We start from the raw sequence: 25,747 nt of genomic DNA, 5'->3' as shown, positions 1-25,747 counted from the left end.
ATAATAACAGCTCTAAATGCTGATATTATAGAGGTTTTGAGATGCATAAGATTATTAAAACATTCAAATCAAGAAAGAAAATTATTAAGTTAAAAGATATCATGAAGGCTGTTTATTCGGCAGCGTCAAATCAAATAGCCGATATTGCTAAACTGAATCTAAAGAAGGCTTTAATTCCGCATCAAGTAGAGCGAGCCGAGATTGAGATAAAAAGCCTAACTCATAAAGAGTTAATTACCGTGCCAAAAAACTCCCTAACATTTTTAAGCGGCACTGAACTGCCTTTTACTATAATTGATAACGACTCAAATTTGGCAGGTGAATATATCGTCTTACCTTGGGAGCTTAATAGTAGAGAAGGCAAAGATATCTTAAAGAATATCATCAAAAAAATCCCCTTCATACCTCAAAGCCTGACTTATACGTTATATATTAATCTTGAGGAAAATACTAACCCGGTACCGCAAGCTAACCAAGATATAACTCAAGCTCTAAGCGTGGTTACTCAGTCGGTAGAAGATTATAGTTGGTCTGATGATAGTTTTACCGAAGATAACGTTGAAGGATTATTACAGGAAATAGAGCGGCTGAAAAAGGAAATAGAAGTGGCACAGAATAATTATAACAACGCTAAAAATGACGTAACTGCCAAGACTACGCAAATAACTAATCTACAAGCTCAAGTGAATAATTTAAATAGTCAAATTACTTCTTTACGTAATACTAACAACAATTTACAGAACCAAGTTAGTAATCAAAACTGGACTATATTTATACCAAGTTACATAAACGGTAACCTCACAGGGGGCGCTGGTCTAAATTGCAGTCCGATGAGCAGAACAAATGTAAATTATAGTGCAACAATTGATAATGTAGTAGGGAATGTTGTACTTAATATTGCAAATCGAAGCTTGACGATCGGCGGGAACAGTTGCGGTAGTGTAGATGCAAGATAAAAATAATGAAAAATAACGAGTAAATCAATATGTTAGCAATTATCGGCAGTTTAGTAGGTTTCTTTAGTAGTTTTGTGCCGGAAGTTTTTAATTTCTTCAAGGATAAGAAAGACAAGGAACACGAATTAAAACTAATCAATTTGCAAATAGAAGCAGCGAAAGCCAACGAAAACACTAAGCTCGAAGCGGTGAAGATTCAAGCGGATACGGAAGAAAGTAAATATTTATATTTGCATGCCGCCCCTAGTAAAGTGAAATGGGTTGATGCGTTTGCTGCTTTAGTGCGTCCCTTTATTACTTACGCCTTTTTTGGTCTGTATGTTTACTTGAAAATTATCCTTTTCGGAGGAGGTGATGACGTGGCTATAGCCGAAATATGGAATGATGAAGATCGCGGCATATTCGGTACGGTTATAGGCTTCTGGTTCGGCAATCGAGCCTTTAACAAAAATAAGCAATAAGGGCAATGCTAATGGGTACTAGAAAACTAGCAAAAGAACTAATCAAGCAGTTTGAGGGCTTGAGCCTAACCGCTTATCGCTGTCCTGCAGGTTTAAGAACAATCGGCTACGGGCATGTGATAAAACGGCATGAACAAGCACAAATAGGTAATAAAATCACCAAAGAGCAAGCCGAGCTATTACTTGAGGAAGATGTAAAACAGGCACAAGCGGTGCTATATAGATATTGCAGTGTCTATTTAAGCATACCGCAAAAAGTCGCCTTAATCTCGTTTATATTCAATTGTGGTAGTGGGAAGTTTCAAGCGTCGACGTTGCGGCAAAAATTAAACCGAGAGGAATACTACGAAGCTGCTAATCAGCTACTTAGATGGGTGCATGATTCTAAAGGTGTAAGGTTGCGGGGACTCGTTAAACGCCGAGCATTAGAGCGGTCAGTATTTTTAGAGGAAGTTAATGGATATTTGCCGAATAATGTAATAAGTTTTGCAAGAAATACGAATAGCTTACCTCTTCAGTCTGCTCACAACACTCCATTATTAAACATTATTGCTAATGCAATTAAAGGCTTTTTCAAGAAAATTAAACCGGCTTGAAATATTTAAACATAAATATATAGAAAAGAAATATTAAATAAAATTACCGAAGGTTAAGATGAGCGTTATAATCACTACTACACTTGAAAATTTACCGGAAGCTTTAAAGGTTCTGGATCAAGAGTTAAACACCGCAAAAGCTTCTACTAAGTCCCCTGCACCAAAAGTCCGCGAACCGATAACAACGAATGAAGCGCGGGATCTGTATAGCAACGCATTAGATAGTACCATCGAAGCTACGAAGGATATCGTTACCATAGTGGAAGATCTGAATAAATTAGAAGAGTTAAAAAAACAATTGCTGGAAAAAGAAGACATTTTAAAGGTGAGCGTCATGAATTACATGCAATTACATAGCAAACTAACCTTTAACAATAAATGCCTTGTTACCTGGAAAAGCCACAGCCGCAGCAGCTTCGACCTTACCTCTTTCAAAACTGAATATCCTTTGATGTACGAGTTATTTCAGAAAGAATCAAGCAATAGAGTCTTTAGATTGGGCTAAGAGTCAAATAGCCAAACAAAAATACTATCCTTGATCCTAACTATTAACCTCTTACCAAAATATTTTCCTTCTTGTCAAAAACTTTTCTCTGCAATTAAAGTTCCTTTGCTTTTATCACCTAAAACTTAATATAAATTAATGATTGGTTGAAAAATTAAATATTAATTAAATTATAGTTGAAAATATTTGTTTTAAAGATTAGTGTTTTACCAGTTCATAATACGACATTCTTAAAGATTAAATACTTTCTAGTTTAATCTCCTAGTTAAAAGCATAAGGTTAAGAACAGTATATTCATAGCAACATTTAATTATGGAAAAAGTTATGAAACAATTTGTATATAATCCTCATAACCAGGATAACCGCAGCAATTCTGCCTTTTCTAAAGTAGTAGAAGATATAGCAGAAACGTATTATCTAAAAGGTAAAGATTATTATTACAAACAAAATAAAGTACAAGAGGCTTTAGAGTGCTTTACTAAAGCAATAAGCCTATGCCATTGGTATGTGCAAGCTTACGCAGAAAAAGGTAATGTTTTACGTTTTTCAGGTGATTATATGCAAGCACTAGAATGTATAAATCAAGCTATAGAGTTAAGTCCTAATTATGTTATAGCTTATTATCAACGAGTTAGAGTTTTATCTGTTATAGGCGAAAAAGAAGCCGCTCTAGAATGGTTTCATTTAGCAGAAAAGCTAGGCTGTCATAGTAGTGAAGATTGGTTTGTTAAAGCTCATGCCTTATCTGCCTTAAATTATAAACAGCAAGCAATAACAATTTACGATTGGATTATCACGTACAACCCAAACTATGCAGATGCTTACAACTGCAAAGGTAACGTCTTATCTGACTTAGAACGAAATGATGAAGCGATTATTGCTTATGATATGGCTATAAAATTCAAACCTGATTTTGCTGAAGCTTATAACGGTAAGGGCAATGCTTTATCAGCTTTAGGTGACTACGAAGGAGCAATTATTGCTTACGATAAGGCTATCAAGTATAAATATGATCACACGCTTGCTCACTGTAATAAAGCAATAGTTTTATTTCTCTCAGGCTATTATGAAGAAGCAGTTATTGCTTATGATACGGCGATAAAATTCAAACCTGATTTTAGTGATGCTTACAATGGTAAGAGTGAAGCCTTATTTGCTTTAGGGCGAAATGAAGAAGCTAAAATCGCTTATGATCAAGCAATAAAACTCAAACTAGATATGGAATTTGCAGATGCTTACAATTGTAAGGGCGATGCCTTGGTTTCTTCCGATAGATATAAAGAAGCGGTCATTGCTTATGATCAAGCTATCAAATATAAGCGGGATCATACCTTTGCTTGCTATAATAAGGAAGTAGCTTTATCAGTTTTAAGGAAAAAGCAAGAAACAACAATTGATTATGATATGACTGCAAAACTTAAAGAAAATAATGTTGATGATATTAGAGAAGAAGAGATGACGTTAAGCGGCTCGATGAGAGTAGATTTAACCAATACTGAAGTTCCTTAAGTAGGTAGTTTTAGAAAACTGCTAGAGAGTCTGTATAAGTAATTATTCCTCAAATGAAAATAGCGAATGGGTTTAGAGCGAGTTTTCAATCTTTAATGAGTACATATTTAGCTAGAAATACCGACTTCATTATTAAAAAAAGATTTTAAATATTTCTATGAAATTTTAAGGATTAGATGTCTTCCTTAAAAAAGTAAGGAAGACATCTAGGTTTTAACTTATAAATACCTTTATCCAAGCAGTAAAGGAACTTCCCCAATTAATAGAGAAGAATCAACCAAATAGTCTGTAATATTGTTTGTAGGTAAGTTACCTGCATCAGCACATAATATAGGCTGCATATTATCTGCTTGAGTTTGAGCTGGCAGATCATTTAGCATTTCTATATTTTTAACAGTATCTAACTGCACTTGCGACAAGTTTTCTAGTGCTTGATTTGTGCCTGCTAATCCTGCTTTAATATAAGATAAAACTAGGTTGTCGCCTCCTTGTTGTTTGACAAATTCGTTTAAATCTTTAGTTAAAACCTTAACATTTTCAAAATAACTTGCTAAAAGTTCTTGCATGATAACAGGTTTATCTAATAATTGCTGTCCCAGCACTTTATGCTCTAGAAGTGATTTTTTAAGCCAGCTTAACAGGTCTTTATTTGTGAGAGTAACCGGCTCTAGCTGCTCTATAATATGCTCCAATTTCTGAGAAACATTATTATACCCGGTTAAAGCCTCTGCTACTTGCTCTACAGGTATTAGTTTTGGTGCTTCGGTAGTTTGCTCAACTTTACTATCTGATTGCCACCAATTTATAATTTTATTATAGCCTTGTTTTATTAAATGAACTCCGGTTTGAATTAGTGGAATTTGTGCTGCATGTATAATAGGTAAATCATGCCACATCGGTTGCGTTTTTAAGCTAAAACTATCATCGTCCGTATTGCGAATGGCTCTATGAAGCTGTGTATCAGCATTTTCGGTATCACGAATATGTAGTTGTATCCCATCCGTATTTATCTCATCTACTATCCTAGGCTGATGAACCTCATTGACAGAAAACACTTCTTCAGGTAAATTGCTGAGGCAAGAACCAAGTGCAGCACCTGATACTACATATGTTGCTCCTTTTGAAGTACCACTTGGATAGAAAGGTGCTCCAATAAGCAGCTCAGGTATTCCGTCGCCGTTTAGATATCCTGTACTACTTACAGAAGCACCGAAGTAATCATTGTTGCTTTCACCTACTAATCTGTCGATACTACCGGTGACTGGAGTTAAAGAAAAGCTACCGCCTGCATTGAGGTTAATACTAGCTCCTGATACTACATATGTTGCTCCTTGGTCAGTTCCATTAAGATAGCCCTCTGCTCCAATAAGCAGATCAGGTATTCCATCTTCGTTTAGGCCTCCTATGCTACTCACAGAAGTGCCTGATTGATCACCGTCGTTTTCTCCTACAAATCTAACAATACCGGTGACTGGAGTTAAAGAAAAGCTACCGCCAGCATTGAGGTTAATACTAGCTCCTGATACTACATATGTTGCTCCTAGTTCGTTTCCGTTAGAATAGTAAGGTACCCCAATAAGCAGCTCAGGTATTCCGTCCCCATTTAGGTCTCCTATGCTACTGACAGAATAGCCTGAAAAATCTCTTGGGTTTTCCCCTGCAAACCTAACAATACCGGGAGCAGGAGCAATAGAAAAGCTACCGCCTGTATTGAGGTTAATACTAGCTCCTGATACTACATATGTTGCTCCTTGGGCATATGAATAGGCGTCTGCACCAATAAGCAGCTCAGGTATTCCGTCCCCATTCAGGTCACCTATGCTACTGACAGAATAGCCTGAAAAATCTCCTGAGTTTTCACCGACAAATCTGACAATACCATTACCTGCAGTAGACCAGCCAGTTAAAGAAATACTACCGCCTGCATTGAGGTTAATACTAGCTCCTGATACTACATAGGTTGCTCCTTGAAGGTTTCCGCTAGGATAGTAAGGTGCTCCAATAAGCAGCTCTGGTATTCCGTCCCCATTTAGGTCTCCTATGTTATTGACAGAAAAGCCTGATTGATCACCGTTGTTTTCCCCTACAAACATAACAATACCAGGAGCAGGAGCAATAGAAAAGCTACCGCCTGCATTGAGGTTAATACTAGCTCCTGACACTACATATGTTGCTCCTTGTCCATTACCGCTAGGATAGTTTATTGCCCCAATAAGCAGCTCAGGTATTCCGTCCCCATTCAGGTCACCTATGCTACTGACAGAACCACCTAAAAAGTCCTTGTTGTTTTCTCCTATAAACCTAACAATACCAGGAGCAGGAGCTATAGAAAAGCTACCGCCAGCATTGAGGTTAATATTAGCTCCTGATACTACATATGTTGCTCCTTGATAATTTTTAGGATAGCCAGGTGCTCCAATAAGCACCTCAGGTATTCCGTCGCCATTTAGGTCTCCTATGCTACTGACAGAATAGCCTGATTCATCACCGTAATTTTCACCGATTAAAATTGTCTCATTACTGCATTGTCCTGCAGTGCTTGGGGTGGGGCTTTTTGGAAACATATTATTTCTCCTTATTTATTTGTTAAATTGATAATATTTCACTAGCTAAAAATAATTAACCGATAGGCTGAAATAGATTTTATCAAATATCCTATGAATAATTATTCTTTACTTAAGGTTATGATGCTTGTTAAATATATAAATATGAACTTAAAATGTTTGGATATATATGCTTTTAAAAATTCAAAACCTTTAGTTATTAAAAACCCTAAGCTATTAAATTTAACTTTGCAACTGAAATTTAATAAATTTTCAACTTTTAATATTTAATAAAATTATGAGTTGAAAAGTTACCAACAAGGTTGAAAATTATCCTCAAAAATAGCCATAGGAAAATTTTGAAGCAAAGAGTGATTTTTTGCTAAATGCCTATTACACAGCTCATTAAGTTGCCTCTCTATTACCGGCATATTTAACTGAGCAGCTAAAGGTATAAATGAGTGCCTTGTTTCATCGATAATTTTTTGTGCTTTTTCCGGGGATTTTATACCGAGGGTTTGCAGATTATCGATTCGATCGAAGAATTTAATTATTATCGTATCATATTTCCGGCTTGCCGCTAATATATTTAAAATTTCTTCAGAGCTAATTTTACCATGTATTTTATTTCTGCTTAAAGATTCAACCTGATTTGCTATTTTGCAGCCAAACCCTTCGGTTATTAGTTTTTCTGTAAGCTCAGTATCTTCAATAGTATCGTGTAATATTGATGTTACTAGCATATAGGTTTGATAAAACTCAGGTGCCATGGTAGCAGTATAATTTGCTACCATATACGCTACTTCTAACGGATGAGCATAATATGGCTCACCGGTTTGCCTTATCTGATTGCCGTGGTATTTTCTGGCATAATAGATAGCTTTGTTAATTTCGCTGATATCTATTTGTTGCATGCTTGTTTTATTCAAATGAAAAATTTTATCTAATAATCGAGTTGAATAAAAGCAGTTCCTAAATTCTAATTCTAAATTATTTTGTTTTTTCATAAATTATTCCTTTTCTATATTAATTATAACATGTAATTGTAAAATTCTCTATTATCCTAATCATAGGTTACTTATTATATAACTTTACCGGTATATAGCAGAAAAAACCTGTACCTTTCTCGTTACTGGTAACTTCAATTTCGCCGTTCAGATCATAAATAAACTGCTTAACTAATGCTAGCCCAGACCCGACTGTTTTAGATTTATTCTCAAAAAAACGGCTAAAAGAAATAAATCGGTCTTTTAAAGCTTCCTGCTCTTCTTTTGCAAGAATTAAGCCGGTACTACGAAATATTATCTGTAAGGTAAAGTCTTCATTATCTTTTCCTTGGTCGCTTTTAAAGAAATTAATAGTTAAAAAAATACTATTTTTATTGCTAGACTTAACGGCATCTTTAATTAAATATTCTAATATGGACTGTAATCTATATTGATCGCTTATTATTAAATCAGGCATATCGATTGCTAATTTAAAATCAAGTTGCAATTGTTTATAAGAGGCTATGGGTCTTGCATTAGTAATTAGCGTATCAACTAATTCTTTTAAATTAATTTCTTGGCAGGTTACGGGAATTAACCCAAGAGAAGCTTTATATAAAATTTCTAAGCCGTTATAGTAATCAAGAATTTTCCCGACAAGAAAGGCGCTTTCTATTAAATCTTTTTTCTCATCTAAATCTTTTGCATCTATAAAGAGAAGATGTAAGTCTTTATAAACGGCAAGACAATGGACTTTTATATTATTTACAATATCGGTAAAAAATTGGGGCTGTTGCCGGTTGTTGTTTTGGAGCTTTTTCTCGGCTTCTTAAACTTGGTGAAATAGTAAGTGTAGTTTTTCAATAATACCGTTAGGATCGCTATCATCCTTATTTACATTATAATTAAGCGTATTAACTTCCGGAAAACTAGACTTTAAAGCAGAAAAGGTCGTGTGTAAATAATTGTGATGCTTTTGTATCACATCAAAAGAATTTGTTTTATTAGTAGGATTATTAATTTTATTTTTCTGTTGTGCCTGATGATTATTCGGCATAATATTTACCTCGCTGTTTTGTAATGAATGGCACGCAGGAGTTAGGTTTAGTTGATAGCTGTTCTAACTTCTGTGTTTTTCTATTAATATTACACCATGTAATATTATCTCATACATCTAGCTCTATCGTTTGTTAAAGTACAGTGCATTTTTATTTTAATAAAAATAGTGCCTTTAAAATTTCCCAAGAGTGGCAAAGTCGAGACAGTAGTTAAACCGGTGCCTCTAATTAATTAAAAGTAATTAATATTAATTGCCCCTTATCTTCTTAATAAAATTACCTGCCTTCGTCCTCAAACCCTCTATTGCTCATGGTATTTAAGCTTTAATTATGATATAATTATTGTTTAATAATAAATAAATAGATTGAAATGCCTAAAACTATTGCTAAGCCTAACATTAAACCGTTTATAAACTGGGTCGGCGGCAAAAGAAAACTTGCCGATAAATTACTTTCATATATTCCTTCATATCTAAATAATTACTATGAGCCTTTTCTTGGGGGAGGGGCTTTATTCTTTGCCGTTAAAGATAAGTTTAAAAAATGTTTTTTATCCGATATTAACCATGAATTGGTAACCTCTTATAATGCGGTAAAAAAGAATCCTAGCGAAGTAGCCAAATTATATAGTTCTTATACCGAAAATCACTCAAAAGAATATTATTATAAAATCAGAAATAACGATTGTAACAATAACCCGACGGCAATTACTGCTAGGTTTTTATATCTCAATAGATATGCGTTTAAGGGAATTTACCGAATTAACAAACGAGGGGATTTTGCTTCTTCCTTTTCTACTAAAAAAATTAATAATGATAATTTAGAGGAAAGGTTAAAACAATGTAGTAGCTTTTTAAGCGACGTACCAGTTTATACGATAGATTTTTCTTTTATCGAACCGCAAAAAGACGATTTTGTTTATTTTGACCCGCCTTACCATAAAGTAGGAGAGAGGTTTTATACCAGGTTACCTTTTAATGAAGCCGAACAAACGAGACTAAAAGATTTTGCTACGGAGCTAGATAGCAAAACCATAAAATTTATGATTTCTAATAGTGATACGCCGTTTATTAGAAATCTTTATAAAAATTACAATATTAACACTGTCGAAATTAAATATTTAATAAGCGGTCAAACCAAAACCTCTACGGAAGTTGTAGTAACTAATTATTAGATAAATTGATCTTCTTAGCAGATTTTTTAGCTTTTGAATCTGTTATAGAGTTAGTAGCTTTTTCCATAAATGCTCTTACCGGATCGATGCTAAGCCTTGCGTAAATTCGTGTTGCCCGCGGGCTTTTATGGTTAAGGGCTTTGCCGATTATATACTGACTTGCGCCGTTAATCGCCATCCAGCTTCCCATAGTTCTACGAATATCATGTATTCTTACATCCGGAATACCGGCTTTTTGTCTAATCTTATGCCACGATTTTTGTGGTTCTTCAAAATGTCCGCTTTTACTTTTTCGAGGGCTTGGAAATACCCACTTATTATTCTTCTTTTCTTTTTTCCTTTTACTTAAAATCTTAATAGCTTTTTCAGTAAGAGGTAATAAGTGAGGAATGCCGTTTTTACTTTTATGCGCCGGTATATGCCAAGTTTTATCCGTTAGGTTAATTTCCGGCCATTCCATTGATAATACGTTGCTTTTTCTTGCACCGGTATATAAAGAGATAAGAAGATAATCTTTCATAAGTGGATTTGCTTCTTTCTCAACTATTTCAAAGAAAGCCGGTTTTTCTTCGGAAGTTATATATCTGTCACGTTCTACTTCCTTATGTTGAGCTATACCGATTGCCGGATTTTTCTCTAATAATTCCCATTCAATAGCTTTGTTAAATATTCTTTTAAATCTTTGAATAGCTAAATTTGCCGTTCTGAATTTACCCTCCTTGGTAAGGTTATTAAAGATTTCTTGCATATCCTCTCTCTGTATAGTAGATATTTTCCTATCAAAAAGATGGCTTGCTTGTCTTTTTATATCGGCAATAACATCTTTATAACTTTTTATTTTATATTGTGCATATTCGTTTATATATCTATCAACAAGCTCTTTAAAAGTTAACTCAGTAGCTACTTCTTCAGCTACAATACTAGGTTTTTCTGTAGGATCAATACCATTAGCAATTAGAGTTTTAAATTCAATTGCTTTCTTTCGAGCGTCTATAAGCGATATCTCAGGGAAATGTCCTATCCATAGTAATTTATAGTCTCCGTCTATTTTTTTACCGTAATAAAAAACCTTACTACCGCCGTAAGACGCTATTAATACTAATCCTTGCTCTTTACCATCTTTATATTTGTCTCGACCTTTTTTAGGAGGTTTTATTTTCATAAGCTCGTTGTGGGTAAAATTAAATAAATTTTTCTTCATTTTGTAAACTCCTAATATTGTTGTTATTATTTAAAATCTGCACTTAATACTTAATTGTGGATTGCACAGATACCGCTGTTAAAAAGAGTCTGCAAGTCTTAATTTAAATAATGAAAAATATTATAAATAAAAATACTATTTCGATGTTCCAAATATGTTCTGTTTGATTGGAAACTGATGCGGTATTTGATGACAATTAACAGATAAGGCAATATTGAGTAGGCTACGGGTATTAATTACAATGAGAGGCTGGAAGGTTATGGATACTATAGTTCTAAAAGAAAGTTTTATTTTTTATGGCGGGAGTGACGGGACTCGAACCCGCGACCTTCTGCGTGACAGGCAGACGCTCTAACCAACTGAGCTACACCCCCTTCTAATATGAATGGGTAACAGGCGTAATATATATCAATTAACTTCCCCCTGCAAGAGTAAATTTTATTATATCAAATAAAGTTTTGATCTCTTACAAAAATTACTTAGTCATCCCCTAAAGTCAAAGGCGTTGTTGTATGGCTCGAAATCCTTATAAAAAAACACCGTCATTGCGAAGCCACGAAGTGGCTGCGGCAATCCGGGCTATCACGAATTACATTCGGGATTTAATTAGAATACTAAACAAGTTTATACTTGATTGCCGCGTCGGCATAAATGCCTCCTCACAATGACGATTCCGGTAGCCATGCAACAACGCCAAAGGTACAGCTAAATTCAGAAAGCTTCAGACAAGATGAATTTAAGGAAGATAAGCTACCGTACTTAAAGTACGTAAGTACAGGCGAATGCCGAAAAATTCGCTTGTATCAAGCGATCGAGATGACGCTGTAGCTACAGCCTAATATCTAAAATCTCAAATAGATTAATTATTTTAAAGTCTAGCTCAATTAAACTAATGCAAGATATGAATTTTTTTGGAGAATCATCTAAAACCACGAAAGCTTAATAGGACGTGACGGGACTCGAACCCTTGACCCTCTGCCCGTTACGCAGAAGGTCTAACCAACAAAGATAGTCACACTTTAATATCTAAGTCCTAGAATGGATCAATTATTTTACAGTCTAGCTATTAGTTGCACCTTAAAAAATTATTATACTTTTTAAAATTCATTAAAAAGGAGATTTTATATTTGTTATTTAAAAAAATTTTTCAAATTAATTTGAACTTGGTACTTCGTTGCTCGTCGTCTCGCTTATTACCTCTAGGCTCTACCCTCGCTGCCTATCACCAAATTCACCTGATTCACCCCTAATAAAATTTAATAATTTACTAATATAAGAGGCATGAAGTGACTAAACCAAATGTAATTAGATTGGCTACCCCATTTGAGCGCATAAAAATATATAATGTTTCACCGGAAATTGCGCTTCGCAGAGCGATTATTACACAAGCAATGATTGATGCAACTAATACTTCACCGAAACGAGAGGCAAAAAAAATAGAATATGAGGCAAAAGAATGGATTTTTGGAGGAAGTGAAGAGTTTCTTTCAACTTGTTCTGAAGCAGAAATTACCCCTTCTTTAGTAGTTAAAGTTACTAAAGAGTTAATTAAATTACATAAGAGTAAATTGAGATTTGGAGATAAAAGGGACACATCTTTAAAATCAAAATCTACTAAAAATACAAATAAAAATACAAAAAAATTTACTTATTAATATAGCTTATTTCGGTATTTTTATGATAAACTTAAAAGTCAAAATTTTATTTAATAATAAGGACTTGAGTTTAATTTAATTATCTATTAATTATATAGAGGGTATTTAAGCTCTAGCTCCCTATATAATAATAATTATTGTATAATTAGGAAATAGATATTAAATTATATTTATCAACTTTTTTATTACTAAATCATAGAGGTATTTATGAGTATATCAGTTTCGGGGCAACATATTTCTATCGGTAGCGCCTTACAGGAACATTCAAAAGAACGTACTACCCAAATAGTAAAAAAATATTTTGCCGATATAATAAATACAAATATACATTTTTCAAAAGATAATTCCCATTTTACTTGCAATATCGTAGTAAAATACGGCACCGGAAAACATAATATAGTAAAAAGCGGTTTTAGCTGTGACGATATATATTCTGCATTTGATATGTCGCTTGTAAAGCTTGAAAAACAACTTAGAAAATATAAGTCAAAATTTAAAAATCATCATACTGACAAGGTAAAAATTTCTGAAATAGCCTCTGAAGGAACAAAATATATTATTAGTAGCAAGAAACATTCGGAAAATGAAGATGAAGAACTAAATTATAACGATAGCGATAATAATCCTATTATTATTGCTGAAAAATCTTTAGAAATATTAACATTATCGGTAAAAGAAGCAGTAATGAAAATGGATTTAGAAGATCTACCGGCTGTATTATTTAAAAATAGCAAGAATGATCGTATTAATATAGTTTATTATCGCAAAGACGGTAATATTTCTTGGATAGACTATAATAATTAATTAAATGTCTTTTAATATTATTCCTTATCAAGGGGTTACTCCAGAAATTGATAAAGAAGCTTATATAGCACCTAGCTGCACTTTAATAGGAGCGGTAAAAGTCGGTAGTAAATCCAGTATTTGGTTTAATACCGTTCTTAGGGGTGATGTTAATTCGATCAAAATCGGCAGTAACACTAACATACAGGACGGTACGGTAATTCATACCTCTCGGTTTAACGGTCCCGTAGAGATAGGAAATAACGTAACAGTCGGTCATCTTGCTCTTATACATGCCTGCACAATTCATAATAATGCATTTATCGGTATGCGATCTACTATAATGGATTATTCTATAATTGAAGAATATGCTTTTATTGCCGCAGGGAGTCTTATTCCTCCAAATAAAATAATTAAATCAAAAGAATTATGGATGGGATCGCCGGCAAAATTCGTTAGGCATTTAACCGATCAAGATTTAGAATATATGAAAGATAACGTAAAAAATTATGTCACTCTTGCCGATACTTACTTAAAATTACAGAAATAATTGCTATATTTTGAGTATTTTGGCGTTGTTGTATGGCTACCGGAATCGTCATTGCGAGCATTGTTGCATGGCTCGAATTTTCAATGTCATTCCCGCGCAGGCGGAAATCCAGAAAAATTACAGTCATCCTGAATTTATTTCAGGATCTCTTTAATTGATGCTGAAACAAGTTCAGCATGACAAAGAAGAGTCTGGATTCCCGCCTTTAGCTAGGAATGACATACGGCACTTTTTTTGATCCATGCAACAACGCCGGTCAAGCCCATAAGTGTTGAAAGTGAGAAGGGGTTATAATTTTAACTCCGAAAGATATAGTATAAAATATGATTTTCACTACAAAAAAACACTATTTTATAACTTTTTATACTATATTTTTCATCTAATTTAATTGACTACTTCTCACTTTCAACACTTATGCGGTCAAGCAACTAGATGACACCGGATTGCTTTGCAAAAATTCTAGCCATGTAACAACGCCGCATTTGTGCGGAGCGCGGCAATCTAGAAAATAATAAGTTTCATAGCATTTTTTGCTATTTTTTCCTGGATTACCACGTCGGGACTACGTCCCTCCTCGCAATGACGGGGTAAGATCGAGCCATGCAACAACGCTCGTCCCTACTCGCAATGACGGACATATAGACTTTTATTTCTTAAGTTAACACCCGTACGCCTTCGCGGGAATGACATCGAAGGAGCGTTTATATTATAATAAGCTCTAACTTTCATCAATAACGATGCCTTACCTAAGGCATGAGTTGAAACCGGGTTTAATAGAAAAACTAAAAAAGCTGCTAAAATTAATTTAAAACAACTGCCGATACTAGATTGCAGACAAGCAAGACCGATTAAACAAAGAGGTACGCCTGCGCATTCTATAACACTTGCGGCATGAAGTTTTGTATAAAAATCCGGCAACCGAAAAAGTCCGACGATACCGGAAAATATGGCGAATCCTCCCCCCATTATTAATAATGTACCGATGTAATGTAATACCATTAATATTCTCCTAATGTTTGCGTTATGTAATTTATGACATTGTTGCCCAGATAGGTTAAGCTTGTTCTATGTCATTCCCGCGCAGGCATTGTTGCGTGGATGGTAAAAAGTGCCTAAAACTGTCACCCCGCGGCTTGCTAATTAGGTCCAGAAAAAATAAAAAAGCCTAACTGGATGCCGTGGTCAAGCCCACTACTGTACGAACGTTTAAATAAAGAGGTAAAAATTCTGTCATTCCGTGGCTACGACCACGGAATCCAGCTTATAATATCATAAAAAGATTCTAAAATAAGTCTAATATGGTTTTATTTTCCTGGATGCCGTGATCAAGTCACGGCATGACACAGCCTTTTTTCAACGTTCGTACAGTAGTGGGTCAAGCAACTAGATGACACCATACTTGTAATAACCATAATACAGTAAATTATGAGCCATGCAACAAGACCGCGACTGGAAGGAGCGCGGCAATCCAGATATGCTAAACTTGTTTAGTTAGCATTCTAATTTAAATCTCTCATTACATTCGGGATAACCTGGATTGCCACACCGCTTACAGCGGCGGCGTTGTTGCACGGCTCGAAAATTAATAAAAAACTCGTCATTGCGAAGCCACGAAGTGGCTGCGGCAATCCAGGCTATCCCGAATGTAATGAGGGATTTAATTAGAATACTAAACAAGTTTAGTATAAAAATATGTTTAACTGGATTGCCACGTCGGCATAAATGCCTCCTCGCAATGACGATTCCGGTAGCCATGCAACAATGCCTACAGCGGCTCGCAATGACGATTCCGGTAGCCATGCAACAACGCCTACAGCGGCTCGCAATGACGATTCCGGTAGCCATGTAACAAATGCTCCGCCTGCGCGGAAATGACATAGAAAGTGCTATAACAATCCATATAGCAATGACGAACGGAACCCTATTCTCCTTGTGCAAGCGAAAACCCAGGCTTGCCGTCAAACTCAAATAAATTTTCAACTTTGATAAAGTCGATATTCGCGTTACTTAATGTTTCAAGTAACTTCGCTATAGCTAAATGCTCTAAGATTGCGCCGTCTTTTGCCGTAAAACGACAACACCAATGATCGGAAATAGTCTCAAACCTCACATCTCTAGGCCATAATTTCAAACCTTTAGAGGATATAGTTTTTAGCTCTAAATTATCCAAATCAAGCTTTTCGATTTTTTCCGCTATATCATGAGCAGATGAGACATTAATATTAACAAATATATCGGCACCGACCAGCTTTTTAGTTTCATCAATATTTATTGAATAAGTTATATTATTTTTCGTGCTTATTGCCGATAACGGATATTCAGCTTTAGTAAGCACGCTTGGATATTCTCCTAGCCTCTTCACTACTTCATCGGCAAATTCCTTAGTCCCTACTTTCTTACCGGAAGTTTGCTCGTTATAAATATCTGCCGTATGCACACCGTCCTCGATAGTTTTTTTCCAAGCATTTTCTATTAAATTAGCAACATCACCCTGCCCTATATGTATTAGCATCATTATTGCCGCATTTAAAAGACCAGATGGATTAGCGATATTTTTACCGGCGATATCGGGCGCACTGCCGTGTACCGCCTCAAACATTGCATAATCTTCGCCGATATTTGCTGAACCGGCTAGCCCGACCGAGCCGGAAATTTCAGCCGCAACGTCGGAAATAATATCGCCGTAAAGATTTGAAGTTACTATTACGTCAAATAATTCCGGCTTAGTTGCAAGTCGTGCCGTGCCTATATCGATAATATAATGTTCATGATTAATTTGTGGATATTGCTCTGCTATTTCATCAAAAACTTTGTGAAAAATTCCGTCGGAAAATTTCATAATATTGTCTTTGCTGAGCGCCGTCACTTTTTTACGATTATTTTTTACGGCATATTCAAAAGCAAATCTAATAATTTTCTCGCACCCAATGCGGCTAATTAGTTTCAGCGACTCATACATATTATGTGTTTGGCGGTATTCAATACCGGCATATAAATCTTCTTCGTTCTCTCGGATGATTGTTAAATTCAAGTCAGGATGAAGGGTTGTAGTAAATGGATGATAGGAAACGGAAGGACGAATATTAGCATAAAGAGACAAAGCTTTCCTAATCGTAACGTTTAAGCTTTTATATCCTCCGCCTTGCGGGGTAGTAATTGGCGCTTTAAGTAATATATGAGTGCGCTGTAGAGCTTCCCAACTTTCTTCACTTATCCCGGAAGTATAATGTTTTTTATATAATTTTTCACCGACCTCTATCGTCTCTAAACGAATACGAGCCTCTGCCTTTTGTAAGATATAAAGCACTGCCTCCATTATTTCAGGACCTATACCGTCCCCATATGCAACCGTAATCGGTGTAAATTCTTTCATATTATGTACTCTTATGGTTTTAATGGTGTCATACCGTGGTTAAGCTCAGTGTCATGCCGTGGCTACGACCACGGCATCCAGAAAAAAACTTAGTAAAAAGACTGGACCCCGTGGTCAAGGCACGGGGTGACAATTACATGCGATAAAATGAAAGACCAATTTTTGAAAAACGAACGTATATTTAATAATTAACCGTAACATCCTTTAAACGCTCATTTAAAATAAAAGTTACTTCGGCAGTTATATTAAGATTATTCTTGGCATATAAAATTTGAGTACTCGGAATTACTAAGTTCAGATTATGTTTTTCCGCAAGCTCACTAATGATAGTAATAGTCATTTCGTGAATCATACCCATAGCTTCCGCGTGTGCCTGTTCAAGTCTTGTTTTTCTAACCTGAATTTCTTTTTTAGCTTCACTAACTTTTGCGTTAAATTCATTTACTCGTTTTTCAAAATCAGCTTCACTTAGCAATTGACGTTCTTTTATTAACTTCTCTTCCAAAGGTTTAAATTCCGCTTCTTTTGTTGCAATATCTTGTTGAATTTTTTGATTAAACTGCTCAACAATTTTTCGTAAATTTTGTATAGCAATAGAGCCTTCTAAAATAGATTGTATATCAACGACCGCCACTCTAACTTTAAAATTATCTTCTTTATTTTGAATGTTTTCCTGCTTAGCAAAAACAGGCAAACTTATTATTAAGAGGCAAATAAATAATATTCGTTTATAGTATTGCACAATATAATCCCGTAATTTAAGCGTTGTTGCGTGGATAGGCTAAAGCATGTTCTATGTCATACCGTGGCTTGTCCACGGTATCCAGTCTTTTTACTAAGTTTTTTCTGGATACCGTGGACAAGCCACGGTATGACATCATGACTTGTAACAACTCCCGTAATTTATCAAATAAGAATAAGTAATATATAATAATTTGTCTACTACGAAAAAAATTAATGGTGGATATCTCCTAATGGCATAGCGTCTTCCAGCCAAGGTGTATATTCCCCATCTGATAAATTATCTGATAAATTCCAATTTTTAAAATCAGCACTAATATCCATAGCCTCATCACTTGAATTATCACTACTTACTTTTTCAGTCGAAACATCATCAGGGTTAAGGAAGCTTCTTAATAATTTATAGGCATATTCTAAATATTCTTTTCCATATTGGTTAACTATAACTACTTTCATTTTCGCTTCTTGTGCAACCATAATATTATCATCATTATCATCAATTAAAACCATATTTTGAAATTTATCTATTTTAAAATGTTTCTTTACTTCTTCTATTTGCTTTTGTCTACTGCCACCGGAATCACCTAAAACCACAAATATTTTACTTTTATCTCCGGCGGATAGCTCTAGTTGCTCTACTAAATATTCAATTGCTACATGAAAAATATTATGAGTTACTAAAGCAATTTTATAACCTGCTTCAAATATTTTGCTCATTAGCTCTTCTGTCTCTTTTTTATTTTTCCAGCCCACTATAGGATTAGCAAGAAATTTCTGCATATATCCTCTAATTTCATTTTCTCGCCCTTTCTCTGCAACATTACCGTATTTCCGAAATAACTTATTTCCTACATCGTTGTGGGAATTCCCATTAACTAATGTACCATCAACATCAAAACAAAATACCACATCATCATCTCTAACTATATCTTGTTCAACAACCATTAATTCACTGGTTGCTCTTAATTCTGTTTTTCCTTTTCCCATAAATCTCCCTTAAAGTTGAATTGTAAAACTTGCTATAGTCTTATTTTTTAATTGAATTAATTAGTTTTTCAAGAACTTTATTCCAATTGGCAGCATTTTATGTTATCATGCGTGTAATTATAACTAATTTATGAGAATTTTAAAGATGCCCGCTATTCGTAATATTGCCATTATTGCTCACGTTGATCACGGAAAAACTACGCTTGTTGATAATATGCTTAAACAAAGCGGTACGTTTAGAGCGAATCAAGCAGTAGCCGAGCGAGCAATGGATTCCAATGATTTAGAACGTGAACGCGGTATTACCATCCTTGCCAAATGCACCTCGGTTATGTGGCAAGATATTTGCATCAATATTGTCGATACGCCCGGGCATGCCGATTTTGGCGGCGAAGTAGAGCGTATACTTAGCATGGTAGACGGCGTTGTGTTGCTTGTCGATTCGTCGGAAGGACCTATGCCGCAAACAAAATTTGTATTATCCAAAGCTTTAAAGCTGGGTCTAAAACCGATTGTGGTTATTAATAAGGTTGACCGCCCTGACCGAAGAGTTAAGGAAGTCGTCGATGAAATATTAGAATTATTTATGGCTCTTGAAGCCAATGACGAGCAACTTGATTTTCCGATCGTCTATGCATCGGGTCGTGCCGGTTGGGCATCTCTTAATTTAGAAGAGCAGCCAGATAACCTTTCGGCTCTTTTTGACCTTATCGTTAAACATGTACCGCAGCCGATTGCAGACACGGAAGCGCCGTTTTCTATGCTTATTACTACCAGAGAATATAATCCTTATTTCGGTAGGGTGTTAACGGGCAGAGTATATAGCGGCATCGTCAAAGTAAATCAAAACGTTAAGGTATTAAATCGTGAAAATAACACCTTAGAAAACGGTCGTATAAGTAAAATACTCGCATTTCGCGGACTAGAGAGAGTTTCGATAGATTCCGCAGAAGCCGGCGATATCATAGCCATTGCCGGTATTGAAAATGCTACCGTTGCCGATACCGTTTGCGCTCCCGAAATATTAGCGGCTCTACCGTCAATCCCGATCGATCCACCGACTTTATCGATGACTTTCAGCATTAACGACTCCCCGCTAGCGGGCCGGGAAGGCTCAAAAGTTACGTCAAGGTTAATAGGTGATAGGTTAACGCGGGAACTTGAAAGTAACGTAGCACTTCGTGTTACCGAAACTGCTGAGAAAAACGCATTTCAAGTTGCCGGACGCGGAGAGTTACAGCTTGGCATATTAATTGAAACTATGCGCAGGGAAGGATTCGAGCTATCAATTAGTAGACCGGAAGTATTATTTCAAACCGATAAGGACGGTAAAAAACAAGAACCTATGGAAGAAATCCAGGTGGACGTTGATGATGATTTTGTCGGTGTAGTGGTTAAATCCTTAGCATCTAGAAAGGCGGAAATGATTGATATGCGCCCTTCCGGCGGCGGTAAAAGTAGAGTTACCTTCCTTGGTCCCTCTAGGGGCCTAATCGGCTATCATAGTCAGTTTTTAACCGAAACACGCGGCACCGGGATTATGAACCGTATTTTCCACGGTTACGCACCCTACAAAGGTCCTATAGAAGGAAGACGTAACGGCGTATTGATTTCTAACGGCGACGGTCAGTCGGTAGCATATGCTTTATGGAATCTTGAAGAGCGCGGAAAAATGTTTATAAATCCCGGGGAATCGGTATATAGAGGGATGATTATCGGCGAACATAATCGCGATAACGATTTAGAAGTAAATCCTCTGAAAGCAAAACAATTAAGCAACGTCCGAGCTTCCGGCAAAGACGAAGCAATGAGATTAACGCCGCCGGTAATTTTAACTTTAGAGCAAGCAATCAGTTATATCGAAAATGATGAAAGGGTAGAAGTAACGCCAAAATCCATCCGCCTACGGAAAGCTTTCCTTGATCCGAATGACCGAAAAAGAGCCGGAAAGTAGGGGGAAGATAATTATCTATAAATATTACCGTTATCCTAAACCGGCGTATTAATATTCCGTTAGCAGGCTAAGAAGGTAATGCAAAGATACTACTTCAACTTGAGGAGTTAAGTAATATCTATCATTACCGGGATATATAATATAAGCTTTATTAGGCTTTATGTCTAGTAAAGCATTATAAAAACCCTTGGACATAGAAGGAGTAAGATATCTTTTAATCTCAATAGCTATCAGGTTATTTGCTGCTGATTCAAGTATTAAATCTACCTCGGCACCGGCAGCAGTTCTATAAAACCAACTACTCATTTTATTATTAACAATGGATAATATATTTTCTATTACAAACCCTTCAAAGCTTCCTCCAAGTACATAATGTCCTAGTAGCTCCTCATATGATTTGATGTTTAATAGCGCATGTGTTACGCCGCTATCTCTAATATATAATTTTGGAGCTTTGACTAATCGTTTTTTTACATTACTTGACCACGGACGAAGTAATCTTACAAGAAATAAATCTTCAAATAAATCTATATACCTTATTATAGTTGTTACTGATATCCCAAGTCCTGCAGATATTTTAGTTGCATTTAGCAAATCGCCTTGACTATGCGCAAATATAGTCAATGCTCTACGTAAAATTTCAGCAGATATATTATAGCCAAGTTGAGGTATTTCGCGTTCTAAATAAGTCATAATAAAAGATTGTCGCCAGTTCATACTGACACTATCTGAAGGGCTAAGAAAACTATCAGGAAAGCTACCTCTAAGCCATAGTAAGTTGTCATTATCATAACCGGCTTTCCTAATTTCTTGAACAGTAAAACCACTTAACTGCGTATAAATTATACGTCCTGCTAATGATTCAGAAGAGTGTTTTAGCAGTTCTTTAGAGGCAGAACCAAGAAGCAAGAATTGCTTAACTTTTTGTCCTTTTTGGCGTCTTTCATCAATGATACTACGCAAAAGCTGAAAAAGCTTAGGCATTCTTTGGATTTCGTCAATAATAATCAATTGGTTAGAATGTGTCTGAAAATAAAGCTCCGGATCAGATAATTTAACAAGGTCAGAAGGTCTTTCTAAATCTAAGTATAAAGGCGGTGGCAATATATGCTGCGCTATTTCTCTTGCCATTGTAGTTTTTCCTACTTGTCTTGGTCCTAAAATAGCCACTGCAGGAAATTCATTTAAAAGAGATGCAACATTATTTGTTAAAGAACGTTCTATCATCTTTATCCTAGTAAATGTTAAATTTACTAGGATAAAGCTAAAATGTCAAGCCTGTTTAGTAGATAAATCTTACTGGATTAAATAAGTTGGATTTGTATTTGGATAGCGTGCAGGGCGTTGTTGCATGGCTACCAGAATCGTCATGGCGAAGCCACGGCATGACACCGGTTTGCTTTGCAAAAATTCGAGCCATGCAACAATGCCCAATGCCTTCATAAGGACAATCAAAACATCATCACCCTCTATAACACGCTTTTTTAACGGCATTTACTATATCGTCACTAGTGGGCAGTGCTAGTTTTTCCAAATTAACGGCGTAAGGAAGCGGCACGTCTTTACCGCTAACAATTTCTACCGGTGCGTCTAAATAATCAAATGCTTCTTGCATAACAATAGCGGCTATGCTTGCACCGATTCCGCCGAAAAACCAACCTTCTTCTACCACGACTAAACGATTAGTTTTTTTAACCGATTCTATTATCGCAATAGTATCTAATGGTTTAATAGTACGCAAATCAATAACCTCGCAATTAATACCGTCGGTTTGCAAAGCATTTGCTGCATCCATAGCCAGCTTCACCTGCAACGAAAATGTAACTATAGTTACGTCATTTCCTTCTAATAAAATTCTTGCTTTACCGAACGGGATTGGCTCGACTATTTCTGGCATCTCGAAATGATGACCGTATAAAATTTCATTTTCTAAAAAGATAACGGGACTATCATCTCTAATTGCCGTTATTAAAAGACCTTTATGATCTTCGGCACTATAAGGAGCCACGACTTTTAAACCCGGGATATGCGCATAACAAGCGGCATAATTTTGACTATGTTGCGCCGCTACTCTACTTGCTGCACCGTTCGGTCCTCTAAATACTATAGGACATTTTACTTGCCCGCCGGACATATAATGCGTTTTAGCAGCCGAGTTAACTATATGATCCATCGCTTGCATAGCAAAATTAAAAGTCATGAATTCCACTATCGGACGAAGACCGGCAAATGCGGCACCTACCGCAATACCTGTAAAGCCGTATTCCGTTATCGGCGTATCGATAACCCTTTTGGCCCCAAATTGCTCAAGTAATCCTTGAGTTATCTTATATGCTCCTTGATATTCCGCTACTTCCTCACCCATAATAAAAACTTTCTCATCACGGAGCATCTCTTCCTTCATTGCATCGCGCAGTGCTTCACGTACCGTTATTTGCATTTTATTTTTATTCCTATTTATTTATCAGTTGTTACTATGCCAACGTTATTGTGTGGCTACCAGAATCGTCATTGCGAGGAGGCTTTATGCCGACGTGGCAATCCAGAAAATATATAGTCATCCTGAACTTGTTTCAGGATCTTTTACAACAGATGCTGAAATAAATTCAGCATGACTTAAAAGTATTTTTCTAGATTCCGCCTTTAGCGGCGTTGTTGCATGGCTACCAGAATCGTCATTGCGAGGAGGCATTTATGCCGACGTGGCAATCCAGTTAAACATATTTTTATACTAAACTTGTTTAGTATTCTAATTAAATCCCTCATTACATTCGGGATAGCCTGGATTGCCGCAGCCACTTCGTGGCTTCGCAATGACGAGTTTTTTATTAATTTTCGAGCCATGCAACAACGCCGCCTTTAGCTAGGAATGACATAAAGGATAGTGTGCATAACAATTCACGAGCAGTATATATTAGTATAAAGCTCTTTTTCATCCGGCAACGGTGAGTTTTCGGCAAACTCTACTGTCTCCTTGATGATCTCCTTAACTTCTTGCTCTATTTGCTTTAAAACCTCTTCATTAGCATAAGCATTGCTTAATATTATTTTTTTTATCGATAATAAAGGATCGCGTCCTTTATATTGATCCACTTCCTCTTTACTTCGATATTTTGCCGGATCGGACATTGAATGCCCGCGATAACGATAAGTTTTTACCTCTAATATTAACGAACAACTATTTTTTCGTACAAATTCGGCAGCCTGTTTAGCACCGTTATATATATCTGCAAAATTCATCCCGTCAAGCTGAAAGCCTTTTATGCCGAATGATTCGCCTTTTTTGTACAGCTCTCGCATAAAGGTAGAACGCTCAACGGAAGTTCCCATAGAATATTCATTATTTTCAATAACATAGACTACCGGCAACCCCCACAAGGCTGCCATATTAAAAGCTTCATATACCTGCCCTTGATTAACGGCTCCGTCTCCCAAGAATGTAAAACAAATATTATCAGTATCAAGATATTTTTCGGCAAAGGCTAGCCCTGTACCGATCGGCACTTGTGCGCCGACGATTCCGTGACCGCCGTAAAATTTATTCGGTATGTCAAATAAATGCATTGAGCCGCCCTTACCTTTCGAGCAACCGGTCGCTCGTCCCATCAGCTCGGCAAGTACGTATTTCGGCTCAGTACCTGCTAAAATAATATGAGCATGATCACGGTAGCTGGTAATAGTGCTGTCACCTTTTTGCTTAATCATATCTATGGCGGTAATTACGGCTTCCTGCCCGATATATAAATGACAAAAGCCGCCTATCTCTCCCATACCGTATAATTGACCGCATTTTTCTTCAAAACGCCGTAGCAATAGCATTTTTTTGTAAGCTTCTAGATACTGCTCCTTACTCGGCTTATAAATACCAACTTTAATCATTCACTATCCTTATAGTTTTATTTAATTGTCACACAATACGGTACATGATCGGAAGGCTGCAACCAATCACGAGCATTAGCTAATAAATCGATAGAAGATAAATTATCTTCTAGATTTCTACTAATCCAAATATGGTCTAGCCTCCGTCCCCTATTAGATTTTTTCCAGTCAATATTTCTATAACTCCACCATGTATAAAATTTTTCACTAAACGGCGTAAAATGTCTAGCACTATCAATAAAATCCAGAGAATTTTGTAGCTCTATTAATAATGAGCGTTCAATGTCGGTGTGACTAATAACGTTACGTAATTGAACGCTTGACCAAACATCATGTTCATGAGGCGCTATATTTAAATCTCCGGTAATGATAATTTTATCGCTTTGACTCCGATTACTAGTTAGCCACCTTTGCATTAATTTTATATATTCCAACTTATGCTTAAATTTTAAATTTATATCTATGTCAGCTATATCGCCGCCGGCGGGAACATAGAAATTATGTAGCTCTATGTCCTTGACTTTAACCGCAATATGTCTTTTATCATTATTATATAATTCTAACGATAAAGAGTCGGTAAAAGGCAATTTCGATAAAATAGCTACTCCATTATAAGATTTTTGTCCAGAATAAATTATATATTCATATCCCATATCTCTAATAAATTGAATAGGAAATAACGCATCCTCAACTTTTGTTTCTTGCAACGATATAATATCGGGCTGATGCTCATCAATCAGTTTTTTTAATAGGTTAATTCTGAACCTGATGGAATTGATATTCCAAGTAACTATTTTCATTGTATACTGTTTGTATATAAGGAATACTGTCATACC

General features: G+C 35.9%; 31 protein-coding genes, 1 tRNA gene and 1 pseudogene. 14 read left to right on the top strand and 19 right to left on the bottom strand.

Translation table 11 applies throughout. The features are described 5' to 3' along the window. Nucleotides 1-41: 41 nt before the first annotated feature. The 5 genes from AAGD64_RS05120 to AAGD64_RS05100 all read left to right on the top strand — a co-directional run bounded on the left by AAGD64_RS05120 (nt 42) and on the right by AAGD64_RS05100 (nt 4,027). Nucleotides 42-956 carry a hypothetical protein gene (locus tag AAGD64_RS05120; protein ID WP_341794121.1) on the top strand — a complete coding sequence of 305 codons (915 nt, stop codon included), beginning with the start codon at nt 42-44 and terminating at the stop codon, nt 954-956. A 29-nt stretch (nt 957-985) separates the two neighbouring features. After that, on the top strand, nt 986-1,417 hold the full coding sequence (locus AAGD64_RS05115) for a hypothetical protein (protein WP_253308254.1): 432 nt from the start codon (nt 986-988) through the stop codon (nt 1,415-1,417). 11 nt (nt 1,418-1,428) lie between these two features. Continuing rightward, the gene (locus AAGD64_RS05110) at nt 1,429-2,013 is read left to right on the top strand and encodes a lysozyme (RefSeq protein ID WP_341794120.1); all 585 of its coding nucleotides are present in this window, start codon (nt 1,429-1,431) and stop codon (nt 2,011-2,013) included. Between the two features lie 58 nt (nt 2,014-2,071). Further along, nucleotides 2,072-2,518 (top strand): hypothetical protein, encoded by a 447-nt coding sequence (locus tag AAGD64_RS05105; RefSeq protein ID WP_341794119.1) that lies wholly within the window; start codon nt 2,072-2,074, stop codon nt 2,516-2,518. Between the two features lie 324 nt (nt 2,519-2,842). Next, nucleotides 2,843-4,027, top strand: a complete 1,185-nt coding sequence (locus tag AAGD64_RS05100) for a tetratricopeptide repeat protein (protein ID WP_341794118.1) — start codon at nt 2,843-2,845, stop codon at nt 4,025-4,027. A gap of 230 nt (nt 4,028-4,257) precedes the next feature. On the opposite strand, the gene AAGD64_RS05095 is transcribed toward AAGD64_RS05100, so the two are convergent. The 4 genes from AAGD64_RS05095 to AAGD64_RS05080 form a co-directional block, all read right to left on the bottom strand. Further along, entirely contained in the window at nt 4,258-6,591 is a 2,334-nt protein-coding gene (locus AAGD64_RS05095; protein ID WP_341794117.1) for a hypothetical protein, read from the bottom strand. Between the two features lie 290 nt (nt 6,592-6,881). Next, nucleotides 6,882-7,577 (bottom strand): HD domain-containing protein, encoded by a 696-nt coding sequence (locus tag AAGD64_RS05090; protein WP_341794116.1) that lies wholly within the window; start codon nt 7,575-7,577, stop codon nt 6,882-6,884. 67 nt (nt 7,578-7,644) lie between these two features. Beyond that, nucleotides 7,645-8,064 (bottom strand): sensor histidine kinase, encoded by a 420-nt coding sequence (locus AAGD64_RS05085; RefSeq protein WP_341794115.1) that lies wholly within the window; start codon nt 8,062-8,064, stop codon nt 7,645-7,647. 321 nt (nt 8,065-8,385) lie between these two features. Then, on the bottom strand, nt 8,386-8,613 hold the full coding sequence (locus AAGD64_RS05080; RefSeq protein ID WP_341794114.1) for a hypothetical protein: 228 nt from the start codon (nt 8,611-8,613) through the stop codon (nt 8,386-8,388). A 371-nt stretch (nt 8,614-8,984) separates the two neighbouring features. Here AAGD64_RS05080 and AAGD64_RS05075 point away from each other — a divergent pair, with 371 nt between their 5' ends. Continuing rightward, a complete protein-coding gene (locus AAGD64_RS05075; RefSeq protein ID WP_341794113.1) occupies nt 8,985-9,788 on the top strand; it encodes a Dam family site-specific DNA-(adenine-N6)-methyltransferase in 804 nt (267 codons plus the stop codon). Here AAGD64_RS05075 and AAGD64_RS05070 read toward each other — a convergent pair. Both AAGD64_RS05070 and AAGD64_RS05065 read right to left on the bottom strand, forming a co-directional pair. Continuing rightward, complete coding sequence (locus AAGD64_RS05070; protein WP_341794111.1) at nt 9,778-10,989, bottom strand: tyrosine-type recombinase/integrase; 1,212 nt, start codon at nt 10,987-10,989, stop codon at nt 9,778-9,780. The genes AAGD64_RS05075 and AAGD64_RS05070 overlap by 11 nt on opposite strands. Before the next feature lie 297 nt (nt 10,990-11,286). Next, a tRNA-Asp gene (locus AAGD64_RS05065) sits at nt 11,287-11,363 on the bottom strand. A gap of 138 nt (nt 11,364-11,501) precedes the next feature. Here AAGD64_RS05065 and AAGD64_RS05060 point away from each other — a divergent pair. The 5 genes and pseudogenes from AAGD64_RS05060 to AAGD64_RS05040 all read left to right on the top strand — a co-directional run bounded on the left by AAGD64_RS05060 (nt 11,502) and on the right by AAGD64_RS05040 (nt 13,977). Continuing rightward, the gene (locus AAGD64_RS05060; RefSeq protein WP_341794110.1) at nt 11,502-11,657 is read left to right on the top strand and encodes a hypothetical protein; all 156 of its coding nucleotides are present in this window, start codon (nt 11,502-11,504) and stop codon (nt 11,655-11,657) included. A gap of 31 nt (nt 11,658-11,688) precedes the next feature. Then, nucleotides 11,689-11,819 (top strand): annotated as a pseudogene (locus AAGD64_RS05055) (palindromic element RPE3 domain-containing protein); the annotation flags it as partial. 456 nt (nt 11,820-12,275) lie between these two features. After that, a complete protein-coding gene (locus AAGD64_RS05050; RefSeq protein ID WP_341794108.1) occupies nt 12,276-12,644 on the top strand; it encodes a hypothetical protein in 369 nt (122 codons plus the stop codon). 207 nt (nt 12,645-12,851) lie between these two features. After that, a complete protein-coding gene (hpf, locus tag AAGD64_RS05045) occupies nt 12,852-13,448 on the top strand; it encodes a ribosome hibernation-promoting factor, HPF/YfiA family (protein ID WP_253307680.1) in 597 nt (198 codons plus the stop codon). Between the two features lie 4 nt (nt 13,449-13,452). Continuing rightward, nucleotides 13,453-13,977 carry a gamma carbonic anhydrase family protein gene (locus tag AAGD64_RS05040; RefSeq protein ID WP_253307681.1) on the top strand — a complete coding sequence of 175 codons (525 nt, stop codon included), beginning with the start codon at nt 13,453-13,455 and terminating at the stop codon, nt 13,975-13,977. On the opposite strand, the gene AAGD64_RS05035 is transcribed toward AAGD64_RS05040, so the two are convergent. The 3 genes from AAGD64_RS05035 to AAGD64_RS05025 form a co-directional block, all read right to left on the bottom strand. Continuing rightward, nucleotides 13,940-14,104, bottom strand: a complete 165-nt coding sequence (locus AAGD64_RS05035) for a hypothetical protein (RefSeq protein WP_341794107.1) — start codon at nt 14,102-14,104, stop codon at nt 13,940-13,942. The two genes, AAGD64_RS05040 and AAGD64_RS05035, sit on opposite strands and share 38 nt — an antisense overlap. A gap of 491 nt (nt 14,105-14,595) precedes the next feature. Continuing rightward, nucleotides 14,596-14,976, bottom strand: coding sequence for a Na+/H+ antiporter subunit G (locus tag AAGD64_RS05030; RefSeq protein ID WP_341794106.1), 381 nt, complete (start codon nt 14,974-14,976; stop codon nt 14,596-14,598). A gap of 500 nt (nt 14,977-15,476) precedes the next feature. Continuing rightward, on the bottom strand, nt 15,477-15,605 hold the full coding sequence (locus tag AAGD64_RS05025; RefSeq protein WP_341794105.1) for a hypothetical protein: 129 nt from the start codon (nt 15,603-15,605) through the stop codon (nt 15,477-15,479). Between AAGD64_RS05025 and AAGD64_RS05020 the strand changes: the two genes are divergently transcribed. Then, nucleotides 15,593-15,826 carry a hypothetical protein gene (locus AAGD64_RS05020; RefSeq protein ID WP_341794104.1) on the top strand — a complete coding sequence of 78 codons (234 nt, stop codon included), beginning with the start codon at nt 15,593-15,595 and terminating at the stop codon, nt 15,824-15,826. The two genes, AAGD64_RS05025 and AAGD64_RS05020, sit on opposite strands and share 13 nt — an antisense overlap. Before the next feature lie 72 nt (nt 15,827-15,898). On the opposite strand, the gene AAGD64_RS05015 is transcribed toward AAGD64_RS05020, so the two are convergent. The 4 genes from AAGD64_RS05015 to AAGD64_RS05000 form a co-directional block, all read right to left on the bottom strand. Continuing rightward, nucleotides 15,899-17,350 (bottom strand): NADP-dependent isocitrate dehydrogenase, encoded by a 1,452-nt coding sequence (locus tag AAGD64_RS05015; protein WP_341794103.1) that lies wholly within the window; start codon nt 17,348-17,350, stop codon nt 15,899-15,901. 181 nt (nt 17,351-17,531) lie between these two features. Beyond that, complete coding sequence (locus AAGD64_RS05010; protein WP_410525894.1) at nt 17,532-18,065, bottom strand: OmpH family outer membrane protein; 534 nt, start codon at nt 18,063-18,065, stop codon at nt 17,532-17,534. A 43-nt stretch (nt 18,066-18,108) separates the two neighbouring features. Continuing rightward, nucleotides 18,109-18,243: a palindromic element RPE4 domain-containing protein gene (locus AAGD64_RS05005; protein WP_341794101.1), complete on the bottom strand. Its 135-nt coding sequence runs from the start codon at nt 18,241-18,243 to the stop codon at nt 18,109-18,111. A gap of 61 nt (nt 18,244-18,304) precedes the next feature. Continuing rightward, nucleotides 18,305-19,078, bottom strand: a complete 774-nt coding sequence (locus tag AAGD64_RS05000; RefSeq protein WP_341794100.1) for a hypothetical protein — start codon at nt 19,076-19,078, stop codon at nt 18,305-18,307. A 145-nt stretch (nt 19,079-19,223) separates the two neighbouring features. Between AAGD64_RS05000 and typA the strand changes: the two genes are divergently transcribed. Continuing rightward, complete coding sequence (gene typA, locus AAGD64_RS04995; protein ID WP_253310033.1) at nt 19,224-21,032, top strand: translational GTPase TypA; 1,809 nt, start codon at nt 19,224-19,226, stop codon at nt 21,030-21,032. A 48-nt stretch (nt 21,033-21,080) separates the two neighbouring features. Here typA and AAGD64_RS04990 read toward each other — a convergent pair whose 3' ends face one another. The 3 genes from AAGD64_RS04990 to AAGD64_RS04980 all read right to left on the bottom strand — a co-directional run bounded on the left by AAGD64_RS04990 (nt 21,081) and on the right by AAGD64_RS04980 (nt 23,472). Continuing rightward, nucleotides 21,081-22,259 (bottom strand): ATP-binding protein, encoded by a 1,179-nt coding sequence (locus AAGD64_RS04990; protein ID WP_341794099.1) that lies wholly within the window; start codon nt 22,257-22,259, stop codon nt 21,081-21,083. Nucleotides 22,260-22,328: 69 nt separating this feature from the next. Then, entirely contained in the window at nt 22,329-22,526 is a 198-nt protein-coding gene (locus tag AAGD64_RS04985) for a hypothetical protein (RefSeq protein WP_341794098.1), read from the bottom strand. Further along, nucleotides 22,495-23,472 (bottom strand): pyruvate dehydrogenase complex E1 component subunit beta, encoded by a 978-nt coding sequence (locus AAGD64_RS04980; RefSeq protein ID WP_253307688.1) that lies wholly within the window; start codon nt 23,470-23,472, stop codon nt 22,495-22,497. The genes AAGD64_RS04985 and AAGD64_RS04980 overlap by 32 nt, the downstream gene beginning before the upstream one ends. Nucleotides 23,473-23,524: 52 nt before the next feature. On the opposite strand from AAGD64_RS04980, the gene AAGD64_RS04975 reads away from it, so the two are divergent. Further along, nucleotides 23,525-23,647 (top strand): hypothetical protein, encoded by a 123-nt coding sequence (locus AAGD64_RS04975; protein ID WP_341794097.1) that lies wholly within the window; start codon nt 23,525-23,527, stop codon nt 23,645-23,647. A gap of 28 nt (nt 23,648-23,675) precedes the next feature. Here AAGD64_RS04975 and AAGD64_RS04970 read toward each other — a convergent pair whose 3' ends face one another. From AAGD64_RS04970 to xth, 3 genes are read right to left on the bottom strand one after another with little or no spacing between them, the layout of a single operon-like run. Next, the gene (locus AAGD64_RS04970; RefSeq protein WP_341793224.1) at nt 23,676-23,876 is read right to left on the bottom strand and encodes a hypothetical protein; all 201 of its coding nucleotides are present in this window, start codon (nt 23,874-23,876) and stop codon (nt 23,676-23,678) included. A 54-nt stretch (nt 23,877-23,930) separates the two neighbouring features. Further along, nucleotides 23,931-24,911, bottom strand: a complete 981-nt coding sequence (gene pdhA / locus AAGD64_RS04965; protein ID WP_341794096.1) for a pyruvate dehydrogenase (acetyl-transferring) E1 component subunit alpha — start codon at nt 24,909-24,911, stop codon at nt 23,931-23,933. 17 nt (nt 24,912-24,928) lie between these two features. Further along, complete coding sequence (gene xth, locus AAGD64_RS04960) at nt 24,929-25,711, bottom strand: exodeoxyribonuclease III (protein WP_341794095.1); 783 nt, start codon at nt 25,709-25,711, stop codon at nt 24,929-24,931. Between the last annotated feature and the right edge of the window lie 36 nt (nt 25,712-25,747).

It is taken from the genome of Rickettsia endosymbiont of Ceutorhynchus obstrictus (genome assembly GCF_964026565.1).
Taxonomy (GTDB): domain Bacteria; phylum Pseudomonadota; class Alphaproteobacteria; order Rickettsiales; family Rickettsiaceae; genus Rickettsia.
This window is presented reverse-complemented; position numbering and strand designations above follow the sequence as displayed.

Bases quoted from the DNA above. Each gene is read 5' to 3' on its own strand.
- typA (WP_253310033.1), top strand. From the start codon at position 19,224: ATGCCCGCTATTCGTAATATTGCCATTATTGCTCACGTTGATCACGGA.
- xth (WP_341794095.1), bottom strand. From the start codon at position 25,711: ATGAAAATAGTTACTTGGAATATCAATTCCATCAGGTTCAGAATTAAC.
- AAGD64_RS05095 (WP_341794117.1), bottom strand. From the start codon at position 6,591: ATGTTTCCAAAAAGCCCCACCCCAAGCACTGCAGGACAATGCAGTAAT.
- AAGD64_RS04970 (WP_341793224.1), bottom strand. From the start codon at position 23,876: ATGGCTCGAAAATTAATAAAAAACTCGTCATTGCGAAGCCACGAAGTG.
- AAGD64_RS04990 (WP_341794099.1), bottom strand. From the start codon at position 22,259: ATGATAGAACGTTCTTTAACAAATAATGTTGCATCTCTTTTAAATGAA.
- AAGD64_RS05115 (WP_253308254.1), top strand. From the start codon at position 986: ATGTTAGCAATTATCGGCAGTTTAGTAGGTTTCTTTAGTAGTTTTGTG.
- AAGD64_RS05060 (WP_341794110.1), top strand. From the start codon at position 11,502: ATGGCTCGAAATCCTTATAAAAAAACACCGTCATTGCGAAGCCACGAA.
- pdhA (WP_341794096.1), bottom strand. From the start codon at position 24,911: ATGATTAAAGTTGGTATTTATAAGCCGAGTAAGGAGCAGTATCTAGAA.
- AAGD64_RS04980 (WP_253307688.1), bottom strand. From the start codon at position 23,472: ATGCAAATAACGGTACGTGAAGCACTGCGCGATGCAATGAAGGAAGAG.
- AAGD64_RS05120 (WP_341794121.1), top strand. From the start codon at position 42: ATGCATAAGATTATTAAAACATTCAAATCAAGAAAGAAAATTATTAAG.
- AAGD64_RS05035 (WP_341794107.1), bottom strand. From the start codon at position 14,104: ATGACTGTAATTTTTCTGGATTTCCGCCTGCGCGGGAATGACATTGAA.
- AAGD64_RS05090 (WP_341794116.1), bottom strand. From the start codon at position 7,577: ATGAAAAAACAAAATAATTTAGAATTAGAATTTAGGAACTGCTTTTAT.
- AAGD64_RS05100 (WP_341794118.1), top strand. From the start codon at position 2,843: ATGAAACAATTTGTATATAATCCTCATAACCAGGATAACCGCAGCAAT.
- AAGD64_RS05075 (WP_341794113.1), top strand. From the start codon at position 8,985: ATGCCTAAAACTATTGCTAAGCCTAACATTAAACCGTTTATAAACTGG.
- AAGD64_RS04985 (WP_341794098.1), bottom strand. From the start codon at position 22,526: ATGCCGTTAAAAAAGCGTGTTATAGAGGGTGATGATGTTTTGATTGTC.
- AAGD64_RS05000 (WP_341794100.1), bottom strand. From the start codon at position 19,078: ATGGGAAAAGGAAAAACAGAATTAAGAGCAACCAGTGAATTAATGGTT.
- AAGD64_RS05080 (WP_341794114.1), bottom strand. From the start codon at position 8,613: ATGCCGAATAATCATCAGGCACAACAGAAAAATAAAATTAATAATCCT.
- hpf (WP_253307680.1), top strand. From the start codon at position 12,852: ATGAGTATATCAGTTTCGGGGCAACATATTTCTATCGGTAGCGCCTTA.
- AAGD64_RS05015 (WP_341794103.1), bottom strand. From the start codon at position 17,350: ATGAAAGAATTTACACCGATTACGGTTGCATATGGGGACGGTATAGGT.
- AAGD64_RS05110 (WP_341794120.1), top strand. From the start codon at position 1,429: ATGGGTACTAGAAAACTAGCAAAAGAACTAATCAAGCAGTTTGAGGGC.
- AAGD64_RS05070 (WP_341794111.1), bottom strand. From the start codon at position 10,989: ATGAAGAAAAATTTATTTAATTTTACCCACAACGAGCTTATGAAAATA.
- AAGD64_RS05030 (WP_341794106.1), bottom strand. From the start codon at position 14,976: ATGGTATTACATTACATCGGTACATTATTAATAATGGGGGGAGGATTC.
- AAGD64_RS05040 (WP_253307681.1), top strand. From the start codon at position 13,453: ATGTCTTTTAATATTATTCCTTATCAAGGGGTTACTCCAGAAATTGAT.
- AAGD64_RS05105 (WP_341794119.1), top strand. From the start codon at position 2,072: ATGAGCGTTATAATCACTACTACACTTGAAAATTTACCGGAAGCTTTA.